The following is a 19,082-nucleotide window of genomic DNA, read 5'->3' as shown; positions in this document are numbered from 1 at the left end:
CTAACCCGGCATCCATGCCGGGTTGCCCACTGCGCAGAACCTGCGCTCGGCCTCTCGAGGGGGCGCTCAGATCAAAAGCGGAAGGCGAGCTAACGCTCGGCCTGATGAGTGGTGGAAATCAAAAGCACACACGATTCCCTGTAGGAGCGAGGCTTGCCCGCGAAAAACGACCGGACAACGCGTTCATTCCGACAGTCCGCATTATCGTTGACGTCCATCGCCAGCAAGCTGGCTCCTACAATTTTGAATCGTGTGAACCCAATCCATTGTAGGAGCCGGCTTGCCGGCGAAAAGCGTCGGGGCAACGCGTTCATTCAGACAGCCCGCGTTATCGTTGACCTCCATCGCTGGCAAGCCAGCTCCTACAATTTTGAATCGTGTGAACCCAATCCATTGTAGGAGCCGGCTTGCTGGCGATAGCGGTGGGTCAGTCGACGTTTGTATTGGCTGGACGGACGCCATCGCCAGCAAGCCGGCTCCTACAGGGGGCGGTGTACATATCCGGAATGAGTGAACGCAGCAGAGAAGGACAACGCGGACATCCAAAGAGCCAGGTCGGCTTTCAGGCCGCCTCGGCGGCTGTGGCGGTAGTCGCCCCCTCGAGAGGCCGAGCGCAGGTTCTGCGCAGTGGGCAACCCGGCATGGATGCCGGGTTAGCCGCCCCCGGCCATGGATGGCCGATGGCGGCGGGCCCACGGAGCAGGACCGGAGCGAGGGGACCCTGAGCCTTGGCGAAGGGCCGAACGAAAGGGGCAAGAGCGCTTGGTTACTTGGGGCTTTTCCAAGTAACTCGCCGTAAGGGCGAAACCAATAGCAGCCGTTACCGCAGAAACGGATATGTACACATCATCCTCTTCTAAGCGGCGCCCTTTGCAAGGAAACCCTCGGGTATACTCCCGCGCTTTGTGATGCCCTGCTGGCGTCACGGCTGAAATGTGAAGCGTCATGCAATGCGCACTTACGATTTGTCAGTGCAGCCTGCGTGGTTCTGAACCAGCCTTGCAGGGATGTTTCGGTGATTTTTGGAGTTTTTATGCTCGAACAGGCTCAACGCGTCCTCAAGGACATCTTCGGCTACGACAGTTTCCGTGGCCGTCAGGGTGCAATCATTGAGCGCGTGGCCAGTGGCGGCGACGCCCTGGTGCTGATGCCTACCGGTGGCGGTAAATCCCTGTGCTTCCAGGTGCCGGCGCTGCTGCGCGAAGGGCTGGCGGTGGTGGTGTCGCCGCTGATCGCGCTGATGGACGACCAGGTCGCGACCCTCGAAGAATTGGGCGTCGCTGCCGCTGCGTTGAACTCCACGCTAAGCGCCGAGCAGCAGCGCGATCTCGCTGCGCGGATCAAGCGCGGTGAAGTGAAGATGCTCTACCTCGCGCCGGAACGTCTGGTCCAGCCACGCATGCTGGCCTTCCTGCAAAGCCTTGAAATTGCCCTGTTCGCCATCGACGAAGCCCACTGCGTGTCCCAATGGGGCCACGACTTCCGCCGCGAGTATCTGCAACTGGGCCAGTTGGCGGAGCTGTTTCCCAATGTTCCACGCATCGCCCTGACCGCGACGGCGGACAAGCGTACTCGCGAAGAAATCGTCGATCGTTTGCACCTGCAGGATGCCGAGCGCTTTCTTTCCAGTTTCGACCGCCCGAACATTTTTTACCGCATCGTGCCCAAGGAGCAGCCGCGCAAACAGTTGTTGGCGTTCCTCGCGGAGCGGCGCAGCGATGCTGGCATTGTCTACTGCCTGTCGCGCAAGAAAGTCGATGAAGTGGCGGTGTTCCTCAGCGAGCAGGGTTTCCCGGCGCTGCCGTACCACGCCGGCCTGCCCAACGAAACACGAGCGCTGCACCAGAAGCGCTTCCTCAACGAGGAAGGCCTGATCATGGTTGCCACCGTGGCGTTCGGCATGGGCATCGACAAACCCAACGTACGTTTTGTTGCTCACCTCGATTTGCCGAAATCCCTTGAGGCTTACTATCAGGAAACCGGTCGCGGCGGCCGTGACGGTCTGCCGGCGGATGCCTGGATGGCTTACGGCCTGCAAGACGTGGTGATGCTCAAGCAGATGTTGCAGAACTCCGAAGGTGACGAGCGCCACAAGCGTCTGGAGCATCACAAGCTTGATGCCATGCTCTCGCTCTGCGAAGAAACTCGCTGCCGTCGTCAAACCTTGCTGGCCTACTTCGACGAAGACATGCCCGAGCCCTGCGGTCACTGCGACAACTGCGTTGACGGCGTGCAGACCTGGGACGCTACCGAACCGGCCCGCCAGGCGCTCTCGGCGATTTATCGCACCGGCCAGCGTTACGGCGTTGGGCATCTGGTGGATGTGTTGCTGGGCAAGGACAACGAAAAGGTCCGCAGCTTTGGCCATCAACACCTGTCGGTATACGGTGTCGGCAAGGCGATGGGCGAGAGTGAGTGGCGCTCACTGTTTCGCCAATTGGTGGCTCGCGGTCTGGCCGACATCGATCTCGAAGGCTATGGCGGCCTGCGCCTGAGTGACACCTGCCGACCGCTGCTCAAGGGCGAAGTGACCCTGGAACTGCGTCGCGACCTCAAGCCGCAAACCACGGCGAAAAGCAGCAAGAGCCAGGCAAGCCAGCTGGTTCGCGGCGAAGAACGCGAACAGTGGGAAGCCTTGCGCGCCTTGCGCCGCAAGCTCGCCGAGGAGCATGGGGTGCCGCCGTACGTCATCTTCCCCGACTCGACCTTGCTGGAAATGCTCCGCAGCCAGCCGACCTCTCTATCGGAAATGGCCACGGTCAGCGGTGTCGGTGCGCGCAAACTGGAGCGTTACGGCGAGGCCTTCCTCGAAGTCCTCGGCGGTCAGGTCGAGGCACCAAAAGTGGTGGCCGACGTACGCCACGAATTGATAACGCTCGCGCGGGCCGGCATGACGCCGCTGCAAATCGCCGGTCAGCTGCAATGTTCGGAAAAGAATGTCTACACCATGCTCGCCGAGGCCATTGGCAAGCAGCAGTTGTCGCTGGAACAGGCGCTGGATCTGCCCGAAGACTTGATGGGGGAAGTGCAGGACGCGTTCCTCGACGGCGAGGGTGAGTTGCCGCCGGTGGCGGAGATTGCTGCGCTGTTCGCCGGTCGTGTGCCGGAAGGTGTTTTGTACTGCGTACGTGCCGCACTGCAATCGGAATTCGAGATCTGACGCTCAAATCCTGAAACGGTTGTATTGATGTAACGATTCAGTACAGAGCAAACCTTGCCTCAAGCCAAGGGTCATGCTTAGCTGACTAATAATTAGTTTTTCTCTATTTCAGTCTAACCATGAGTGTTTTATGCCGTTAACCGATCAACACCGCTTTGGCATGCAACTGGCCCAGATGTCGCGCGGCTGGCGTGCCGAACTGGACCGCCGTCTGGCCGGCCTGGGTTTGTCTCAGGCGCGCTGGCTGGTGCTGCTGCACCTCGCGCGTTTTGACGACGCCCCGACCCAACGTGAATTGGCGCAAAGCGTCGGCGTCGAAGGGCCCACCCTGGCACGACTGCTCGACAGCCTGGAAAGCCAGGGCCTGGTTCAGCGCCAGGCAGTACTGGAAGATCGCCGGGCGAAAAAAATCGTCCTCTGTGCACCGGCCCTTCCCCTGATCGAACAAATTGAAACCATTGCCACTCAACTGCGCCACGAGCTGTTCGACGGCGTCGATGAGGCGGATTTGAAGGTCTGCATGCGAGTCCACGGGCACATACTGGCCAACCTGGAAAAATCTTGAGGCATAAGCAAGCGTCGGCTTTTTGAGATACCCCGTTGGGCAGACTATAAAGAACTACCAGGCAATATCGTGTTCGTAACGGATGTGCGAACACGCACTGGTTGGTTCTGGTTATCTAAGGGATGCTCATGCTTGAGAGTTGGCACGTTGTATTGCGGTGTTGCGCCAGGCTGCTGCTGGCCGGTGGGTTTGTCAGCTACTCGGCATTGGCGCCTGCACTGGGCCTGGGTGAGATCACCCTGCATTCGGCGCTCAATCAACCGTTGCGTGCCGACATCGCCCTGGTGGATGCCGCCGGTCTGGAGGAGGGCGAGCTGTCGGTCAGCCTGGCGACGGCAGACGAGTTCAGCCGTGCCGGTGTCGAACGGCTTTTCTTTCTCAATGACCTGAAGTTCACACCGATCCTGCGGGGCAATCGCAGCCTGATCCGGGTGAGCTCTAACAAAGCGGTCAACGAACCCTTCCTGAATTTTCTTGTGCAACTGAACCAGCCGAACGGCCGTGTGCTGCGCGAGTACACCGTGCTGATCGATCCTCCGGGAACGCCGGGCATTACTCCGGTCACTGACGAACCCGCCGCCAGTTCACCGAACTCTCCATTCCCGAGCGTTACACCTGCCGTTGCGCCTCCACCCGTAGCGAAGAAAACCGCCCAGGCGAAGGTTGAGCCACCTGCCGCTGTACCGATGATTGATCCTGTCGCAGAACAGCTGGCTGCCAGCGTGCAGCAAAATCAGCAACTGCAAAAAACCGTCGATGAGTTGAATGCGAAGCTGCAGGCTCAAGACGAACAGATCGCCGGCCAAAAAAAACAGATCACCGAATTGCAAACCCGCCTGGCGGAGGTCCAGCAAGCTCCGCCGGCCACGCCGCAAGCAGTGGTGCCGGCCCCGGTCGTGGCACAAGAGCCCGAGGCGTTCAACTGGCCGCTGATTATCGGGTTGCTGGCGTTGCTGTTGCTGTTGATGGGGTTGATTGTTCGTCGGCAACGACAGCAGATTCAGGCATTGCCCGAAGATCTCCCGGTTTTACCGTCGCGGCATGAACCGGTGCTTGATCGAACCGTAGCGCCAACTGTGAGGGCCGCCCCTGTCCATCACGAAGAGACGCCATCTGGCGATGTGCTGGAGGGTGTGGGCATCTATCTGACGTATGGGCGTTTTTCCGAAGCGGCGGCATTGTTGCGAGAAGCCCTGGTCAAGGAACCACAGCGCACGGATCTGGCGGTGCAACTGCTGGAAGTCCTCGGTAAACAAGGGGATGTGCCAGCCTATGATGCGCAGGAGAGCAGCTTGCGAGACGCGGGGTTCGATTCCCGGCAACTTCAGGAAATCCGTGCCCGCTACCCGAAACTGAACAGCGCGGTGCCCGAGGCTGCGACCAGCGTTATCACGACACCGGTAAAATCCGAAGCAGCGCCGGGCGATGAGTTCCAGTTGAACCTGGAGGACCTGTCGATGGATTCGAGTTGGGACCTGGTCAGTCCATTCGAAAACCCTAAACCCTCGGACGAACCGCCCAAACCCGAAGAGCCGACCCTGGGCGAGCCCGAGCTGGAATGGATCGCCGAGCCGGACTCACAGTCTCTGGACGACGATTTTCTCAACGAATTCGCCGATGCAGGTCAGTCGCTTGAGCTTGTACCGCTGAGACCGGAACCGGTGGAACCGAGCAACGCAGGCAAACTGGAACAGGCTCAGACCTGCATCGATGACGGCGATCTGGACAGCGCCATCGAGCTGCTGAACGAGTTGCTCAAGGACGGTGATGAGCCACTCAAACAGACTGCGCGGACGTTGTTGGCCGGCATCCGCTGACGCTCTATCATGGCGGTGCCCCTTGGCTCAGGAGTTTCGCCTGTCATGACCGCGCATAAACCGGAAATCGTCATCACTTACTGCACGCAATGCCAATGGCTGTTGCGTGCGGCGTGGTTGGCGCAAGAACTGCTCAGTACCTTTGGCGACGATTTGGGCAAGGTGTCGCTGGTGCCTGGCACCGGTGGCGTGTTTCACATTTTCTGTAACGATGTGCAGATCTGGGAGCGCAAGGCTGACGGCGGTTTCCCTGAGGCCAAGGTACTCAAGCAGCGGGTCCGCGATCAGATTGATCCGGACCGCGACCTGGGCCACAACGACCGCACTCAGTGAGACGCGGCTTCGGCAGCGACCGCTTTCTTGCTTGAACCGCCGGAGAGCCTGCTGGACACGACAATCGCGACGATGATCAACGCGCCGCCGATCAGCATGCGCAGCGTCGGATTTTCATTGAACAGCAACCACGCCATGGTGATGCCGTACACCGGCTCCAGCGCAAATACCACGGCGGCGGTTCGTGCCTTGATCACCGCGAGGCTGGCGACGAACAGACTGTGAGCAACGCCGGTACAGAATATTCCCAGCAGGCCGATCCACAGCCAGTCAATGGTGCGTACTTCGCTCAGTTGCGGTGCCGCCACCGGCAGCAAACACAACGCGACCACTACGTTCTGGCACAGCGCAGCCTGTACCGGCGGAATTCTCCCGGAACTGGCGCGGTTGGTCAGCGACAGCAACGCGAACAGCAGGCCTGAACCTACCGCCCACAACAGGCCGGTGGTGGCGCCGCTGGCCAGATCGAAGTCTGGCGTGACCAACACCAGCCCGACACTCACCAGTACCACCAGCAGGATCTCGTTGGCGCGAATCCGCTCGCGGAAGATCAACCCTTCCAGGATCACGGTGAACGCCGGGAAACTGGCGAAACCGAGGGTCGCGATCGCCACGCCCGCCACCTTTACCGCAATGAAGAAACTCACCCAGTGTCCGGCCAGCAACAAACCGCTGAGCAGCAATCGGCGCCAGTCCACGGCGTCGAGTTTTTGCCAGCGGGTGTGGCTGGCGAACCGTGCGAAAAGGGCCAGGGCGAGTACGGCAAAGGCCGCGCGACCGAAGACAATAACGGCGGGGGAGGCGGCGGCGAGTTTGCCGAACACACCGGTCAGGCCAAACATCAATGCGCCGATATGCAGTGCGCCCAGGGCGGTACGGGGAGTCATTGCGATCCTTGATAAACATAACCAACAGAGGTGCAGTCTAGAGGGCTGTCGGTATGCCTGTCTGTCGTCAGGCTCGCATCATTTGTCGCCAGCCTCGCGCCGCAATTTGCCGGGTGAGACACCAAACTCCCGCAGCACCGCCGCTGAAAATGCACTTTGAGAGCTGTAGCCGACCCGACTCGCAATCTCGCCAACGGGCAATGCTGAATCGCGCAACATACTCACGGCCATGTGCAAGCGACGGCTGCGGATGTAGTCCATCGGCGTCTGCCCGCATTCAGCGACAAATCGCGCATGCAGCCGAGCACTGGACAGCCCGGCAATGCGCGCCAGATCGGCCACTTGCAACGGATAGGCCGCGTATTGATCGATGTGCGCATTCAATGCGGCGTACGGCAGACGCCGACCGCCCACCCCTTCGCTTTTGGCGTTGTTGAGGCTGGCCAGCAACAGTACCGCGCCTTGTTGCGCGATCAGCGGGTCGCTGACCTGACTGCCCGCCAGCCAACTGACCAATTGGCTTTGCCCGGCATCCAGCGGCAGGCGCCCGGCGTTGTCGAGCAAGCGGCGGCTGGCATCGGCGTGCTCGCCAAGGGACTGAACCACCCATTGATCGCTCGGCACATCCAGCACCAGGCAGCGGCTGCCATTGGCGCTGCCGCACGCATGATGGAAGCCGGACGGGACGACCACGAAACTCTGCTGAACCACCTGGCTGCCATGCCCGTCGACCTCGAAATCCAGCGCACCCGACAACCCGAACACCAGTTGCGCGTGGTCGTGGCTGTGGACGATCAGGTCGTGAGTGTATTGGCGCAGCGTGAGGATCGGTCTCATCGCAGGTCTCCCGATTAAGGCCGTCAGTCTACACCGAGGGCGTTCATGTGCGTTGTCACAGGACTGACTTGTCCCTGTCATGGGCAATTAACCCGACCGGCGCAAGCTTGCGCAAACAATCGCAGAGGGTTGCCCATGACCAGCGCCGAGCTCGCCAAACCCAGTCGTAAGCAACGTGTGCGGACCTTGTGGATTTCCGATGTGCATCTGGGCACCCGGGATTGCCAGGCCGAGCACTTGTCGCAGTTTCTCAAGGGCTACCACGCGGACAAGATCTACCTGGTCGGCGACATCATCGATGGCTGGAAGCTGCGCGGCGGCATGTACTGGCCTCAGGCGCACACCAACGTGATCCGTCGTTTGTTGACCATGAGCAAGCGCGGCACTGAGGTGATTTATGTCACCGGCAACCACGACGAATTCCTGCGCCGTTACTCGAAGCTGATTCTGGGCAACATCCAGTTGGTGGATGAAGCCGTGCACGTGACCGCCGACGGCCGTCATTTGCTGGTGATTCACGGCGACCAGTTTGACGTGATTACCCGCTATCACCGCTGGCTGGCGTTCCTCGGCGACTCGGCCTACGAATTCACCCTGACCCTCAACCGCTGGCTCAACCATTGGCGTGCCCGGTATGGCTACGGCTACTGGTCGCTGTCGGCGTACCTCAAGCACAAAGTGAAAACCGCGGTCAGCTTCATCAGCGACTTCGAAGAAGCCATCGCCCACGAATGCGTCAAACGCGAATTGCACGGCGTGGTGTGCGGGCACATTCACCATGCCGAGATTCGCAAGGTGGGCGAGGTGGATTACCTCAATTGCGGGGATTGGGTGGAGTCGTGTACGGCGCTGATCGAGCATTGGGATGGCTCGATCGAGTTGTACCGGTTGGCGGATGCCCAGGCGCGGGAGGCGGAGTTGAAGGCCATCAAAATCGCCGAACCCGCGTAGGCAGGTCAGACGCCTTCGCGGGCAAGCCTCGCTCCTACAGGGCCAGCGCAAGCCTGTAGGAGCGAGGCTTGCCCGCGAAGGGGCCAGGCCTGACACCGCCGATCTGTCAGGCCGGCGCGTGTTCTTGCATCGCCGCCCTGTAAATCGAGTTCTTCGGATGAGCAAACAACCGCTCCATCATCGGCTCGAAGAAGCTCAGCGGTAACGTTTCATACTCGGGATCAAACGCCGCCGCATCATACTTTGCGCAAAACTCGATGGTCGCCTGATACTGCGGATGCCCGCTGAATTGCTCGCGTAAATGCCGGTCCATCCCCAAGTGATGGAAAAAGTAGTACCCCTGGAAAATCCCGTGTTTCTCCACCATCCACACATTCTCGGCGCTGACAAATGGCTTGAGGATCGCCGCCGCGATGTCCGGGTGGTTGTAGGAGCCCAACGTGTCACCGATGTCGTGAAGCAGGGCGCACACCACGTACTCTTCGTCGCGGCCATCGCGCCAGGCGCGGCTGGCGGTTTGCAGGGAGTGGGTCAGGCGATCCACCGGGAACCCGCCAAAATCACCCTCCAGCAGTTTCAGGTGCGCCATGATCCGTTGTGGTAATTGCCTCGCGTAGGCACTGAAGTCGGCGGCGATGATCGCCCAGTCTTCCTGCGTGCCGTCCTGCATGTGGGTGAAGCGGGCATTGGCATTCATCGGCTAGTCTCTCTTTGCTTTTCTATAGCGGCTGCGCCTAGAACGGTACGCGGCCCAGAATCATGTCGCGAAACATCACAAAATCGCCGAGCAGGCTGTAAAACGGATGTTGAAAGGTTGCAGGACGATTCTTTTCAAAGAAGAAATGCCCGACCCAGGCGAAGCTGTAGCCCGCCAGCGGAACGGCCAGCAGCATCGACCAGGCACCTTTGCCGATGGTCAGCGCCAGAATGCAAATAACCAGCGTCGTGCCAATAAAGTGCAATCGTCGGCAGGTACTGTTGCTGTGTTCGCGGAGGTAATACGGGTAAAACTCAGCGAAGCTGTTGAAACGTCTGATGTTTTCCACGACTGCGATCTCTGTGGTTATTGTTCTGACTGCAAGTTGTTCTGCGGGTAGCTTATTTGAGTCTAGAGTGATCATTGGCATCAGCCAGTGACAATGGGCGCCACTTTAGTATCCTTCGGAAATTGGCCGTAGCATGCGGCTCATCATGTAAGTAAACGCCATGAGCGAACGAACGACTTCTGCAAGCTGGGCGATGGGGATTGTCAAAGCACTGGAGATGGACGGCCTGGATTGCCGGGTTCTGTTCAAGCAGCTGGGGCTCGACTACGCGTCACTGGACGATCCGGATGCGCGCTTCCCGCAAGATTCCATGACACGTCTGTGGCAGCGCGCGGTCGAGCTGTCCGGTAACCCGGCGATTGGCCTGAACATGGGCAAGGTCGTGCGACCGGCGTCATTCCACGTGGCTGGGTACGCCTTGATGTCCAGTCAGACTCTGGCCGAAGGCTTTCAGCGCCTGGTGCGTTATCAGCGGATCATCGCCGAAAGTGCCGACCTGAGTTTCCGTCTGCTGGATGAGGGGTATGCCCTGATTCTGACGGTCCACGGCGACCATCTGCCGCCGACCCGACAAAGTGCCGAAGCCTCGCTGGCCTGCGCGCTGGCGCTGTGCGGCTGGCTGACCGGGCGCACCCTGCAACCGCGCAAGGTGTTGGTGCAGGGCGAACAGCCCGTCGATCTCGAACCGTATAAACAAGCCTTCCATGCGCCGCTGGTGTTCAACGCGCCTTATGACGCGCTGATTTTCGAGCGCGCCGACATGGAAGCACCGCTGCCAACCGCCAATGAGGCCATGGCGCTGCTGCATGACCGCTTTGCCGGGGAATACCTGGCGCGCTTTTCCGAAAGCCGCGTGACCCACAAGGCGCGTCAGGTGTTGTGCCGTTTACTGCCCCAGGGCGAGCCCAAGCGCGATACCGTGGCGCAGACGCTGCACTTGTCGCAACGCACGTTGCAGCGACGCTTGCAGGAAGAGGGCACGAGTTTTCAGACGCTGCTCGATGACACCCGGCGTGAACTGGCCGAGCAGTATCTGGCGCAACCGAGCATGACCCTGCTGGAAATTGCCTACCTGTTGGGGTTCGCCGATCCGAGCAATTTCTTCCGCGCCTTCCGACGCTGGTTCGATGCCACCCCCGGCGAGTACCGGGTGCGGCTGATGGATGCGCCGAACCAGGTCAGTGACGCCAGAACGCCGGAATACACAGAACAAATACCGTAATGATCTCCAGTCGGCCGAGCAGCATGCCGAACGACAGAATCCACTTGGCGGCATCCGGAAGGGTGGCGAAGTTGCCCGCCGGGCCAATGGTTTCGCCCAGTCCCGGGCCTACCCCGGAAACGGTGCTGGCGGCGCCAGTCAGCGCGGTCATCCAGTCGACGCCGAGCAGCGACAGCAGCAGGGCGATCACACAGATGGTAATGGTGAAGAAGAACGAAAAGGTCAGGATCGAACGCACGATCTCTTCATCGAGGCGATGGCCGTTGTACTTCTGTTTGATCACCGCGCGCGGGTGAATCAACTGGTTAAGGTTGGCCTTGAGCAGTATGTAGGCGACCTGGAAACGGAAAATCTTGATCCCGCCTGCAGTCGATCCCGAACAACCGCCGACAAAGCCCAGATAAAAGAACAGCATCAGCGAGAAATTGCCCCACAGGCTGTAGTCCCCGAGTGCGAAACCCGTGGTGGTCACCACCGACGTCACGTTCAGCGCCACATGCCGTAGCGCGTCCAGCCAATGCAACTGAGTGGTCCACCAGTACCAGGTGGTGAGCACCAGCCACGTCACCAGCAACATGCCGAGCAAACCTTGAACCTGTTCATCCTTGATCAGCGCCTTGCGGTTGCCACGCAACGTTGCCACGTACAGGGTGAACGGCAGGCTGCCGAGAATCATGATGACAATCGCCACCCAGTGCACCGCCGGTTGCGTCCATTTGGCCAGTGACTGGTCGGACGTGGAGAAACCGCCGGTGGAAATCGCCGACATCGCGTGGTTGATCGCATCGAACGGGCTCATCCCGGCCCACCAGAACGCCAGGCTGCCGAAAATGGTGATGCCGACGTAGGCTGCTACGATCAAACGCGCCACCATGTGCGAACGGGGCATGACTTTTTCGGAACGGTCCGACGACTCGGTCTGAAACAGCCGCATGCCACCGATACGCAGCAACGGCAGAATCGCGACGGCCATGCCGATAAAGCCGATGCCACCGATCCAGTGCAGCAACGAGCGCCACATCAGGATGCCGGGGGACATGTCATCGAGGTGATTGAGCACCGTTGAACCGGTGGCCGTAATCCCGGACATGCTTTCGAAGAATGAGTCGGTATAGCTGATGTGCTGGGTCAACAGGAATGGCAGCGCCGCAAAGATGCACACCACCAGCCAGCTGCTGACGGTCAGCAGGTACATGTCCCGCGGGCGCAAGTGCACGTGCTCGGGGCGGCCGGGGATCACCAGCGCCAGGCCGGCGACAAAGGTAATCATGCTGGCCCAGAGGAACGACGGCAGATCGCCGGTGCGATCGAAAATCAACAGGGTGGCCATGGGCACGACCATGGCGATCGCCAGCGTGATCAGGAAGAGGCCGATGATGAAACCAATGAGACGTAAGGTCGGCAACGCCATGAAGTCCGCTCGGGCTGAAAGTAGGAAGGGCGCCATTCTACCCGTGGGGCAGGGCATGTAAACCGGCATCCCCGTGGCACTTGCAGCTAGAATAGCCGGACATTTTTTTCAGGAGGTGGCCGATGCAGGCTCTCGACGCTTTGCTCAACCGTGTTTCCGTTCCACGACTGATCGACCCGGCCCCTACCGCCGAGCAGCGCGAAGTGCTGTTTAACGCCGCGATGCGTGCGCCGGATCACGGCCACTTGCAGCCTTGGCGCTTCCTGACAGTCGAAGGGGCAGCGCGCGAGCAGATGGGCGAGTTGCTGGCCGAAGCCGCGAAACTGCAGGACAGCGAAGCGTCCGAAGCGGTGCTGGACAAGGCCCGCAATGGTCCGCTGCGCGCACCGTTGGTGGTCGTGGTGATCGCGCGGTTGCAGGATCACGTCAAGTATCCGAAGTCCGAGCAGTTGCTGGCGGCCGGCTGTGCGGCGCACGGGGTTCTGCTGGCAGCCTATGCGCAAGGGATCGGCGCGGTCTGGCGCACCGGTGAGCTAGCATATTCGGCGCATGTGGCCAAAGGGTTGGGGTTGGCTGAAGGGGAAGAGGTGATTGCTTTCCTGTACCTGGGCACGCCGCTGAAAGAACCGCGCGTGGCGGAGAAAGTCGATCTGGCTGAATTCGTCAGCGCCTGGCCCGGCAAAGCCTGACACCACCAATCAAATGTGGGAGCGAGCCTGCTCGCGATAGCGGTGTGTCAGAAACACATTTGTTAACTGACACACCGCTATCGCGAGCAGGCTCGCTCCTACAGGGGGTTACGGTTGGACCAGGGCTCCGGGTACTAACGGTAATTCCAGACTGGCAATGAACCCGCCATCCGGATGATTGGCCAACACCAGACTCCCGCCATGCCGCTCCGCCGCCCGGCGTGCAATGGCCAATCCCAAACCATGCCCCGCTGCCGTCTGCCCCGGCGCCCGATAAAACGGCTCACCCAACTGGCTCAGATGCTCGGCGTCGACCCCCGGCCCATGGTCACGCACGCTCACCACAATCCGCTCACCCTGACGCACTGCCTGCATTTCAATCGATTGCCCCACCGGGTTGAAGCGCTGGGCGTTGCGCAGCAGGTTGTCCACGGCGCGCTCGATCATCGTCGGCCAGCCTTTGAGATTCAGTTGCGGTTCCGCGTCGAGGCGAACGTTTTGCTCCGGCGAACCCAGTTGCGCATCCTTTTGCAGCGAGTTGAGCAGCGCATTCAGATCAACGTCTTCTGCGCTGGCGTTGTCGGCATCGACCCGCGCCAGTACCAGGATCTCGCTGATCAGCGCTTCGAGGCGGTCGCACTCGCGGGTCAGGCGCGGCCAGAGTTTTTCCCGTTCTTCTGGGTTGGCCCGTTCGGCCAGTGCCAGCGCTATGCGCAACCGGGCAAGCGGTGAGCGCAATTCGTGGGACACATCGCGCAGCAATTGGCGCTGACTGCCGATCAGGCTTTGCAGCCGTGAGCCCATGCGGTTGAAATCGTTGGCGAGCACGCCGAACTCATCGCGACGGTTGGCCAGTTTCACCAGGCTGTTCTGCTGATAGGTGGTTTGCCCCAGATCATGTACCGCGCCGCGCAAGCGGCTTAGCGGGCGGGTGATGGACAGGGTCACGAACAGGCTGAACAGGGTCAGCACCACGAGCGCGATGCCCAGCGCACTCAGTGGCCAGAGCAGGCTTTCGCGGTGCCATGAGTCCAGCTCCGGGTGCGGAATACGATAAATCAGCAGGTAGGTGTCGCCGGTTTTTTCACTGGTGTACTCGGCGGTCAGACGCCGCCACGGCAGGCGTCGGTCATCGTTGTTCTGCCGTGCTTCGAAGGCGGCGGCGCGGCGCGGAAAGGTACCGCGAACGAGCGGGTCACCGCTTTCGTTGAGCACCTGAACGTCGATGTGATACTGGCGTTTGCGCTGTTCGAGAATGTCCTGGGCGGCTTCTTCGCCCTGGGCTTCGTAGGTTTGCGTCCATTCTTCGGGCAGGGTATTGAGGCCCGGGTGGCGACTGAGAATCCACGCGTCCTGGTTGAGCATGTGCCCGAGCAGAATGGACAACCCAGCCACCAGAGCGATGGCCAGCCAGAAGCTGGCCAGGATACGCCAGAACAATGAGCGCACAGAAAATCCTCAAGCTGACTGAATTCCATGTGGGAGCGAGCCTGCTCGCGATGGCGGTGTGTCAGTCAAAGTAACTTGGTCTGATACACCGCCATCGCGAGCAGGCTCGCTCCCACATTGAACAGGGTGGTATCAGACCCAACGGTGTTCAGCCGTTGGGTCCGGGGTCAGCGCATTATTGCGCTTTTTGCGGTTGTTGCGCTTTCCAGGCCTTGAACTCGGCCCATTCGGCGCGGCGCTCAGCCTGTTTTTTCTGGATCTCGTCGAATTGCTTCTGTTGATCCGGTTTCAGCAGGGCGCGCACATCGGCCTCGGCTTTCTTGTGGTTGGCGGCCATTTCATCTTTCATGGCTTTCTGGTCCGCCGGCGAGAGTTTTTCCAGGTACTTGTCGACCACTTGCTTACGCTCGTGCATCTGCTCGCCCATGATCTTGCGGATCTGCTCGCGCTGTTCGCGGCTCAGGTCCAGTTGGCTGTACGGGCCTTTGCCGTGCATGCCGTGCATCTGACCGCCGTGGCGCGAGCCGTCCATCGAACCGCCCATCGGGCCGGCGCCTTCAGGCATGGCCATGGCAACGGTTGGCAGGGCGGCAGCGAACATCAGAGCGATAAGAGTCTTGCGCATGGTGAATCTCCTTGTCTCGTTCCCGGTACGTTCCGGATGAGTACAGATTACGCAGATCAAGGTCAGCGGCGGTCAGCGGAGCGTAAAGCTTGGGTAAAGACGGTTTGGCATCCACCTGACAAACCCCGGCGCCGTATTGACCTGACACCACACCGACCTTGTAGGAGCCGGCTTGCTGGCGATGGCGGTGGATCAGGCGGAGACTCTGCTGACTGACACTCCGCCATCGTCGGAACGCCGCCCGCAGCAAGCCGGCTCCTACAGGGGGCTGTATTTACCTGACACAACACCGAACCTGTAGGAGCCGGCTTGCCGGCGATGCAGACGACGCGGTCATCGCTGGGGATCAGAGGCTGTAGTAATAGCCACGGCTGCGCAGGGCGACGATGCGCGGGCGGCCGTCGGGGTGGGGACCGATCTTTTTGCGCAGGTTGCTGACGTGCATGTCCAGGCTGCGGTCGTACAGGGTGAGCTTGCGACCGAGGGCGATCTGCGCCAGTTCCTGTTTGTCCAGCGGCTCGCCCGGCTGCTTGAGCAAGGCTTCGAGCAAGCGGCTTTCGGAGACGGTGAGGGTGAATTCCTGTTCATCGATGCTGACCACGCCGCGCACCGGGCTGAAACACAGATCGCCCAGTTCAAGCTGGCTGGACACCGCCGCCGGATGACTGCGGCGCAAGACGGCGCGCAGGCGGGCGGTCAGTTCCCGTGGGTCGCACGGTTTGGCCAGGTAATCGTCAGCGCCGAGTTCCAGGCCCAGGATGCGGTCCAGAGGTTCGCCGCGGGCCGAGAGCATCAGCACCGGCAATTCCGGATGGTCGCTGCGCAATTGCTTGAGCAGTTCCAGGCCGCTGCCGTCCGGCAGCATCACATCCAGCACCACCGCCGCCGGGGACGTTTCAGCCAGCGCGCGACGAGCACTCTGGCCGTCGTGGCAAGCCCGGACATGAAAGCCTTCCTGGCTCAGCCAACTGACCAGAAGCTCACACAGCTCCTGATCGTCATCAATTAATAACAGCTCGCTCATGACTCACTCAATTTAGCCATTGTCGACGTTTTCGACTTGCACCACTGGCGAAGATACCGCAGAGCAGGGCCAATAGCGCAACTCCTGCGCCGATCACGAACCATTGCTGCTGGTCTGTCAAAAAGCGCGGCAGCGGACTGCTGGCCTGGGCTTCCTTGAGTTGCAGCTTCAGACGCTGATTCTCCTGGCGCAACCGGCTCAGCTGAGGGCTTTCGCGTTCGGCATCTGCACTTTGCAGTTGTTTGCTCAGTTCTTCTCGTTGCTGTTCGCTCACCTTCAAGCGTTGCTGCAACTCGCTGATCTGGCTCCCGGCGCTCAAGGACAGAGGCGTCGAACTACCACCGGCGGCACTTTCTTCACCGTGGGCGGGCGCCACGATCGACAACGTGACCAACATCAGACACAACGGACCTTTGCGCATCGGAGCTCCTGAATCCAATCGATTATTGGGCAGGTTGTCGGCAGGCAAGCGAGAATAATGAGCGATTGAGAGCGCGATGAACCGGGAAGGTTCATCGCACGGGGGGATTTTACGGGAGGACTTGCTTGAACGGCTTGACCAAAACGTTGGCGTAGACGCCTGCAGCGATGTACGGGTCGGCGTCGGCCCAGGCCTGGGCGGCGCTCAGGGAATCGAATTCGGCGACGATCAGGCTGCCGGTGAAACCCGCAGCGCCCGGGTCATTGCTGTCGACTGCCGGGTGTGGGCCGGCCAATACGATACGACCTTCACCTTTGAGCACTTGCAGGCGCTCAAGGTGTGCAGGCCGTGCGGCCAGGCGGGCTTCCAGGGAATTGGCGACGTCTGTGGCAATGATTGCGTAAAGCATGTCAGTCCTCGGTTTTTGGCGTGGTGGTATCGGCGTCGTGCAAGTGGCGGGACAGGTAAATACCCTGGGCGACCAGGAACAACAGCGTCATGCCCAGGCTGCCGAAGACTTTGAAGTCGACCCAGTATTCCTGAAACGTGAACGCGACAAACAGGTTGGCGGCACCGCAGAACAGGAAAAATGCGATCCAGGCGATGTTCAGGCGAGTCCAGACCTGGTCCGGCAGGGTCAGTGCGTGGCCCATGATGCGCTTGATCAGCAGCTGGTCACCGATGAAGTGGCTGCCGATGAATGCCAGGGCAAACAGCCAGTTGACCACCGGGGCTTTCCATTTCAGGAAGGTCTCGCTGTGGAACGCCAGTGTCAGGCTACCGAAGACCAGGCACGCGATGAGCGTCAGCCATTGGCTTTTTTCCAGCTTGCGCTGCTTGATGAAGAGCGTGCCATACACCACCAGGGAGCTGATGATCAGCATTGCCGTGGCGCTGTAAATACCGCCTACAGTCACTGGATGACCGGCGATGTCGACGACCCGTGGATCGATTTTGAATACGATGAAAAACAGCAGGAGCGGGATGAAATCGATGAATTGTTTCACAGTGGCAGCCAGAAGCAGGATGTGGCGGCATAATAACAAACATATGGGCGCGCGATAGCGCCGGCTGATTTGAGGTTACACATCCCTGTGAATGTTGATTTGCACTGCCATAGCACGGCCTCCGATGGCGCCCTGGCGCCTGCGGTTCTGGTTGCGCGTGCGTTCGAGAAAGGCGTGCGAGTCCTGGCCTTGACCGATCACGACACCCTTGAAGGCCTCGATGAGGCCCGTAGCGCCGCAACGGCGCTGGGGATGCAACTGGTCAACGGCGTCGAGTTGTCCTGCACCTGGGGCGGCGCGACCATTCATGTGCTGGGCTACGGATTTGATGTCAATGCCGCGCCGTTGGTCGATGCCATCGCCAAGTTGCACGATGGCCGTTGGCTACGTTCCGAAGAAATAAGCCGCAAACTGGCGTTGAAGGGCATGCCGGGTGCGCTGGAAGGCGCCCGGGCGATTCAACAGGAACTGGGCGACAGCGGCAACGCGCCGGCCCGCCCACACTTCGCTGACTGGATGGTGCGTGAAGGTTTCGTCAAGGATCGCGCCGAAGCGTTCCGCAAATGGCTGGGCGCCGGCAAGCTGGGGGACGTCAAGCAACACTGGCCGACCCTGGAAGAAACCGTCGAAACCCTGCGCGCCGCCAAAGCCTGGGTGAGCCTGGCGCATCCCTGGCACTACGATTTCACTCGCAGCAAGCGTCGCCGCCTGATTTCTGACTATATTCAAGCTGGGGGCCACGCTATCGAAGTGGTCAATGGCCATCAGCCCGCCGAGCAAGTGGGCAGCCTGGCGATTCTCGCCCGCGAGTTCGGTCTGCTGGTCAGCGCTGGCAGTGATTTTCATGGCCCTGGAGGCTGGTCCGAGATCGGTGAATACCGCCCGCTCCCGGAGGATCTGCCACCACTGTGGTGTCGATTCAAACATGACCCAATTATTGCCGCCGTCTGAACAGGTAGAGAATGTGAGTCAATTTTTCCAGATACATCCGGAAAACCCGCAAGCGCGCCTGATCAAACAGGCTGTCGAGATCATCCGCAACGGCGGGGTGGTGATTTATCCCACAGACTCTTCCTACGCCATTGGTTGCCAGATCGGCGACAAGAATGCCGTGGAGCGCGTGCGCCGGTTGCGTCAACTGGACGAGAAGCACAACTTCGCGCTGATTTGCTGCGACCTGTCGCAACTCGGGCTGTTCGCCAAGATCGACACCGGCACCTTCCGCGTGCTAAAGGCGCACCTGCCGGGGCCTTACACCTTCATTCTCAACGCCACCCGTGAAGTCCCGCGGCTGTTGTTGCACCCGAAAAAGCGCACCATCGGCCTGCGTGTGCCAAGCCATCCGATTGCCCTGGCGCTGCTGGAAGAACTCGGCGAACCGCTGATGAGCGTGACGCTGATCATGCCGGGCGACACCGACCCGCTGAGCGATCCTTACGAAATGCGCCAATTGCTCGAGCATCAAGTGGACCTGATCATCGACGGCGGTTTCGGCGGGATCAAGGCATCCACGGTGATCAACCTCGCCGATGGCGAGCCGGAAGTGATCCGCGTCGGTTGCGGCGACCCGACGCCGTTCATGGCCGAGGCGTAAATGTCTGCAGTAGAACCCGTTATCGACAGTCAGGCCGGCGCCCA

At 60.4% G+C, this 19,082-nt stretch carries 20 protein-coding genes; 9 read left to right on the top strand and 11 right to left on the bottom strand.

The genetic code is table 11. From position 1 onward, the window contains the following. The first annotated feature begins 1,033 nt into the window (after nucleotides 1–1,033). The 4 genes from recQ to IB246_RS28465 all read left to right on the top strand — a co-directional run bounded on the left by recQ (nucleotide 1,034) and on the right by IB246_RS28465 (nucleotide 5,875). Nucleotides 1,034–3,160: a DNA helicase RecQ gene (recQ, locus tag IB246_RS28480; protein ID WP_008043638.1), complete on the top strand. Its 2,127-nt coding sequence runs from the start codon at nucleotides 1,034–1,036 to the stop codon at nucleotides 3,158–3,160. Nucleotides 3,161–3,290: 130 nt separating this feature from the next. Beyond that, complete coding sequence (locus tag IB246_RS28475) at nucleotides 3,291–3,725, top strand: MarR family transcriptional regulator (RefSeq protein WP_008030423.1); 435 nt, start codon at nucleotides 3,291–3,293, stop codon at nucleotides 3,723–3,725. 128 nt (nucleotides 3,726–3,853) lie between these two features. Continuing rightward, complete coding sequence (locus IB246_RS28470) at nucleotides 3,854–5,542, top strand: FimV/HubP family polar landmark protein (protein WP_008043639.1); 1,689 nt, start codon at nucleotides 3,854–3,856, stop codon at nucleotides 5,540–5,542. Between the two features lie 45 nt (nucleotides 5,543–5,587). Continuing rightward, on the top strand, nucleotides 5,588–5,875 hold the full coding sequence (locus tag IB246_RS28465; RefSeq protein WP_008030428.1) for a SelT/SelW/SelH family protein: 288 nt from the start codon (nucleotides 5,588–5,590) through the stop codon (nucleotides 5,873–5,875). Here the strand turns inward: IB246_RS28465 and IB246_RS28460 are convergent. Both IB246_RS28460 and IB246_RS28455 read right to left on the bottom strand, forming a co-directional pair. Next, complete coding sequence (locus IB246_RS28460; RefSeq protein ID WP_008043640.1) at nucleotides 5,869–6,762, bottom strand: DMT family transporter; 894 nt, start codon at nucleotides 6,760–6,762, stop codon at nucleotides 5,869–5,871. The genes IB246_RS28465 and IB246_RS28460 overlap by 7 nt on opposite strands. A gap of 78 nt (nucleotides 6,763–6,840) precedes the next feature. Then, nucleotides 6,841–7,599: a helix-turn-helix transcriptional regulator gene (locus tag IB246_RS28455; RefSeq protein WP_008030432.1), complete on the bottom strand. Its 759-nt coding sequence runs from the start codon at nucleotides 7,597–7,599 to the stop codon at nucleotides 6,841–6,843. A 135-nt stretch (nucleotides 7,600–7,734) separates the two neighbouring features. Here IB246_RS28455 and IB246_RS28450 point away from each other — a divergent pair, with 135 nt between their 5' ends. Continuing rightward, nucleotides 7,735–8,550 (top strand): UDP-2,3-diacylglucosamine diphosphatase, encoded by an 816-nt coding sequence (locus IB246_RS28450; RefSeq protein WP_008043641.1) that lies wholly within the window; start codon nucleotides 7,735–7,737, stop codon nucleotides 8,548–8,550. 106 nt (nucleotides 8,551–8,656) lie between these two features. On the opposite strand, the gene IB246_RS28445 is transcribed toward IB246_RS28450, so the two are convergent. Next, nucleotides 8,657–9,247, bottom strand: a complete 591-nt coding sequence (locus IB246_RS28445) for an HD domain-containing protein (RefSeq protein WP_008030435.1) — start codon at nucleotides 9,245–9,247, stop codon at nucleotides 8,657–8,659. A gap of 37 nt (nucleotides 9,248–9,284) precedes the next feature. Next, nucleotides 9,285–9,596, bottom strand: coding sequence for a DUF962 domain-containing protein (locus IB246_RS28440; RefSeq protein ID WP_008043642.1), 312 nt, complete (start codon nucleotides 9,594–9,596; stop codon nucleotides 9,285–9,287). Nucleotides 9,597–9,756: 160 nt separating this feature from the next. Here IB246_RS28440 and IB246_RS28435 point away from each other — a divergent pair, with 160 nt between their 5' ends. Continuing rightward, a complete protein-coding gene (locus IB246_RS28435) occupies nucleotides 9,757–10,818 on the top strand; it encodes an AraC family transcriptional regulator (protein ID WP_081500230.1) in 1,062 nt (353 codons plus the stop codon). On the opposite strand, the gene IB246_RS28430 is transcribed toward IB246_RS28435, so the two are convergent. Next, nucleotides 10,775–12,229 carry a TrkH family potassium uptake protein gene (locus tag IB246_RS28430; protein WP_008030441.1) on the bottom strand — a complete coding sequence of 485 codons (1,455 nt, stop codon included), beginning with the start codon at nucleotides 12,227–12,229 and terminating at the stop codon, nucleotides 10,775–10,777. The genes IB246_RS28435 and IB246_RS28430 overlap by 44 nt on opposite strands. A 122-nt stretch (nucleotides 12,230–12,351) precedes the next feature. Here IB246_RS28430 and IB246_RS28425 point away from each other — a divergent pair, with 122 nt between their 5' ends. Further along, a complete protein-coding gene (locus IB246_RS28425; RefSeq protein ID WP_008043645.1) occupies nucleotides 12,352–12,918 on the top strand; it encodes an NAD(P)H nitroreductase in 567 nt (188 codons plus the stop codon). A gap of 108 nt (nucleotides 12,919–13,026) precedes the next feature. On the opposite strand, the gene IB246_RS28420 is transcribed toward IB246_RS28425, so the two are convergent. From IB246_RS28420 to IB246_RS28395, 6 genes are all read right to left on the bottom strand, one after another. Then, nucleotides 13,027–14,367, bottom strand: a complete 1,341-nt coding sequence (locus tag IB246_RS28420) for a sensor histidine kinase (RefSeq protein WP_008043647.1) — start codon at nucleotides 14,365–14,367, stop codon at nucleotides 13,027–13,029. Nucleotides 14,368–14,542: 175 nt separating this feature from the next. Continuing rightward, a complete protein-coding gene (locus tag IB246_RS28415; RefSeq protein WP_008030449.1) occupies nucleotides 14,543–14,992 on the bottom strand; it encodes a hypothetical protein in 450 nt (149 codons plus the stop codon). Nucleotides 14,993–15,338: 346 nt separating this feature from the next. Next, complete coding sequence (locus tag IB246_RS28410) at nucleotides 15,339–16,016, bottom strand: response regulator transcription factor (RefSeq protein ID WP_008030451.1); 678 nt, start codon at nucleotides 16,014–16,016, stop codon at nucleotides 15,339–15,341. 7 nt (nucleotides 16,017–16,023) lie between these two features. Beyond that, complete coding sequence (locus IB246_RS28405; protein WP_008042694.1) at nucleotides 16,024–16,437, bottom strand: hypothetical protein; 414 nt, start codon at nucleotides 16,435–16,437, stop codon at nucleotides 16,024–16,026. A 109-nt stretch (nucleotides 16,438–16,546) separates the two neighbouring features. Further along, nucleotides 16,547–16,846, bottom strand: a complete 300-nt coding sequence (locus tag IB246_RS28400) for a YciI family protein (RefSeq protein ID WP_007984134.1) — start codon at nucleotides 16,844–16,846, stop codon at nucleotides 16,547–16,549. Between the two features lies 1 nt (nucleotide 16,847). Further along, entirely contained in the window at nucleotides 16,848–17,444 is a 597-nt protein-coding gene (locus tag IB246_RS28395; protein ID WP_008042693.1) for a septation protein A, read from the bottom strand. A gap of 87 nt (nucleotides 17,445–17,531) precedes the next feature. On the opposite strand from IB246_RS28395, the gene IB246_RS28390 reads away from it, so the two are divergent. Next, nucleotides 17,532–18,395, top strand: coding sequence for a PHP domain-containing protein (locus IB246_RS28390; RefSeq protein WP_008030458.1), 864 nt, complete (start codon nucleotides 17,532–17,534; stop codon nucleotides 18,393–18,395). A gap of 13 nt (nucleotides 18,396–18,408) precedes the next feature. After that, nucleotides 18,409–19,038, top strand: coding sequence for an L-threonylcarbamoyladenylate synthase (locus IB246_RS28385; protein WP_032832737.1), 630 nt, complete (start codon nucleotides 18,409–18,411; stop codon nucleotides 19,036–19,038). The last annotated feature ends 44 nt before the right edge of the window (nucleotides 19,039–19,082 follow it).

The organism is Pseudomonas sp. PDM01 (assembly GCF_014852325.1).
Lineage (GTDB): Bacteria > Pseudomonadota > Gammaproteobacteria > Pseudomonadales > Pseudomonadaceae > Aquipseudomonas > Aquipseudomonas migulae.
Note: the sequence above shows the minus strand (reverse complement) of the source record. Positions and strands in the feature narration are given on the sequence as shown.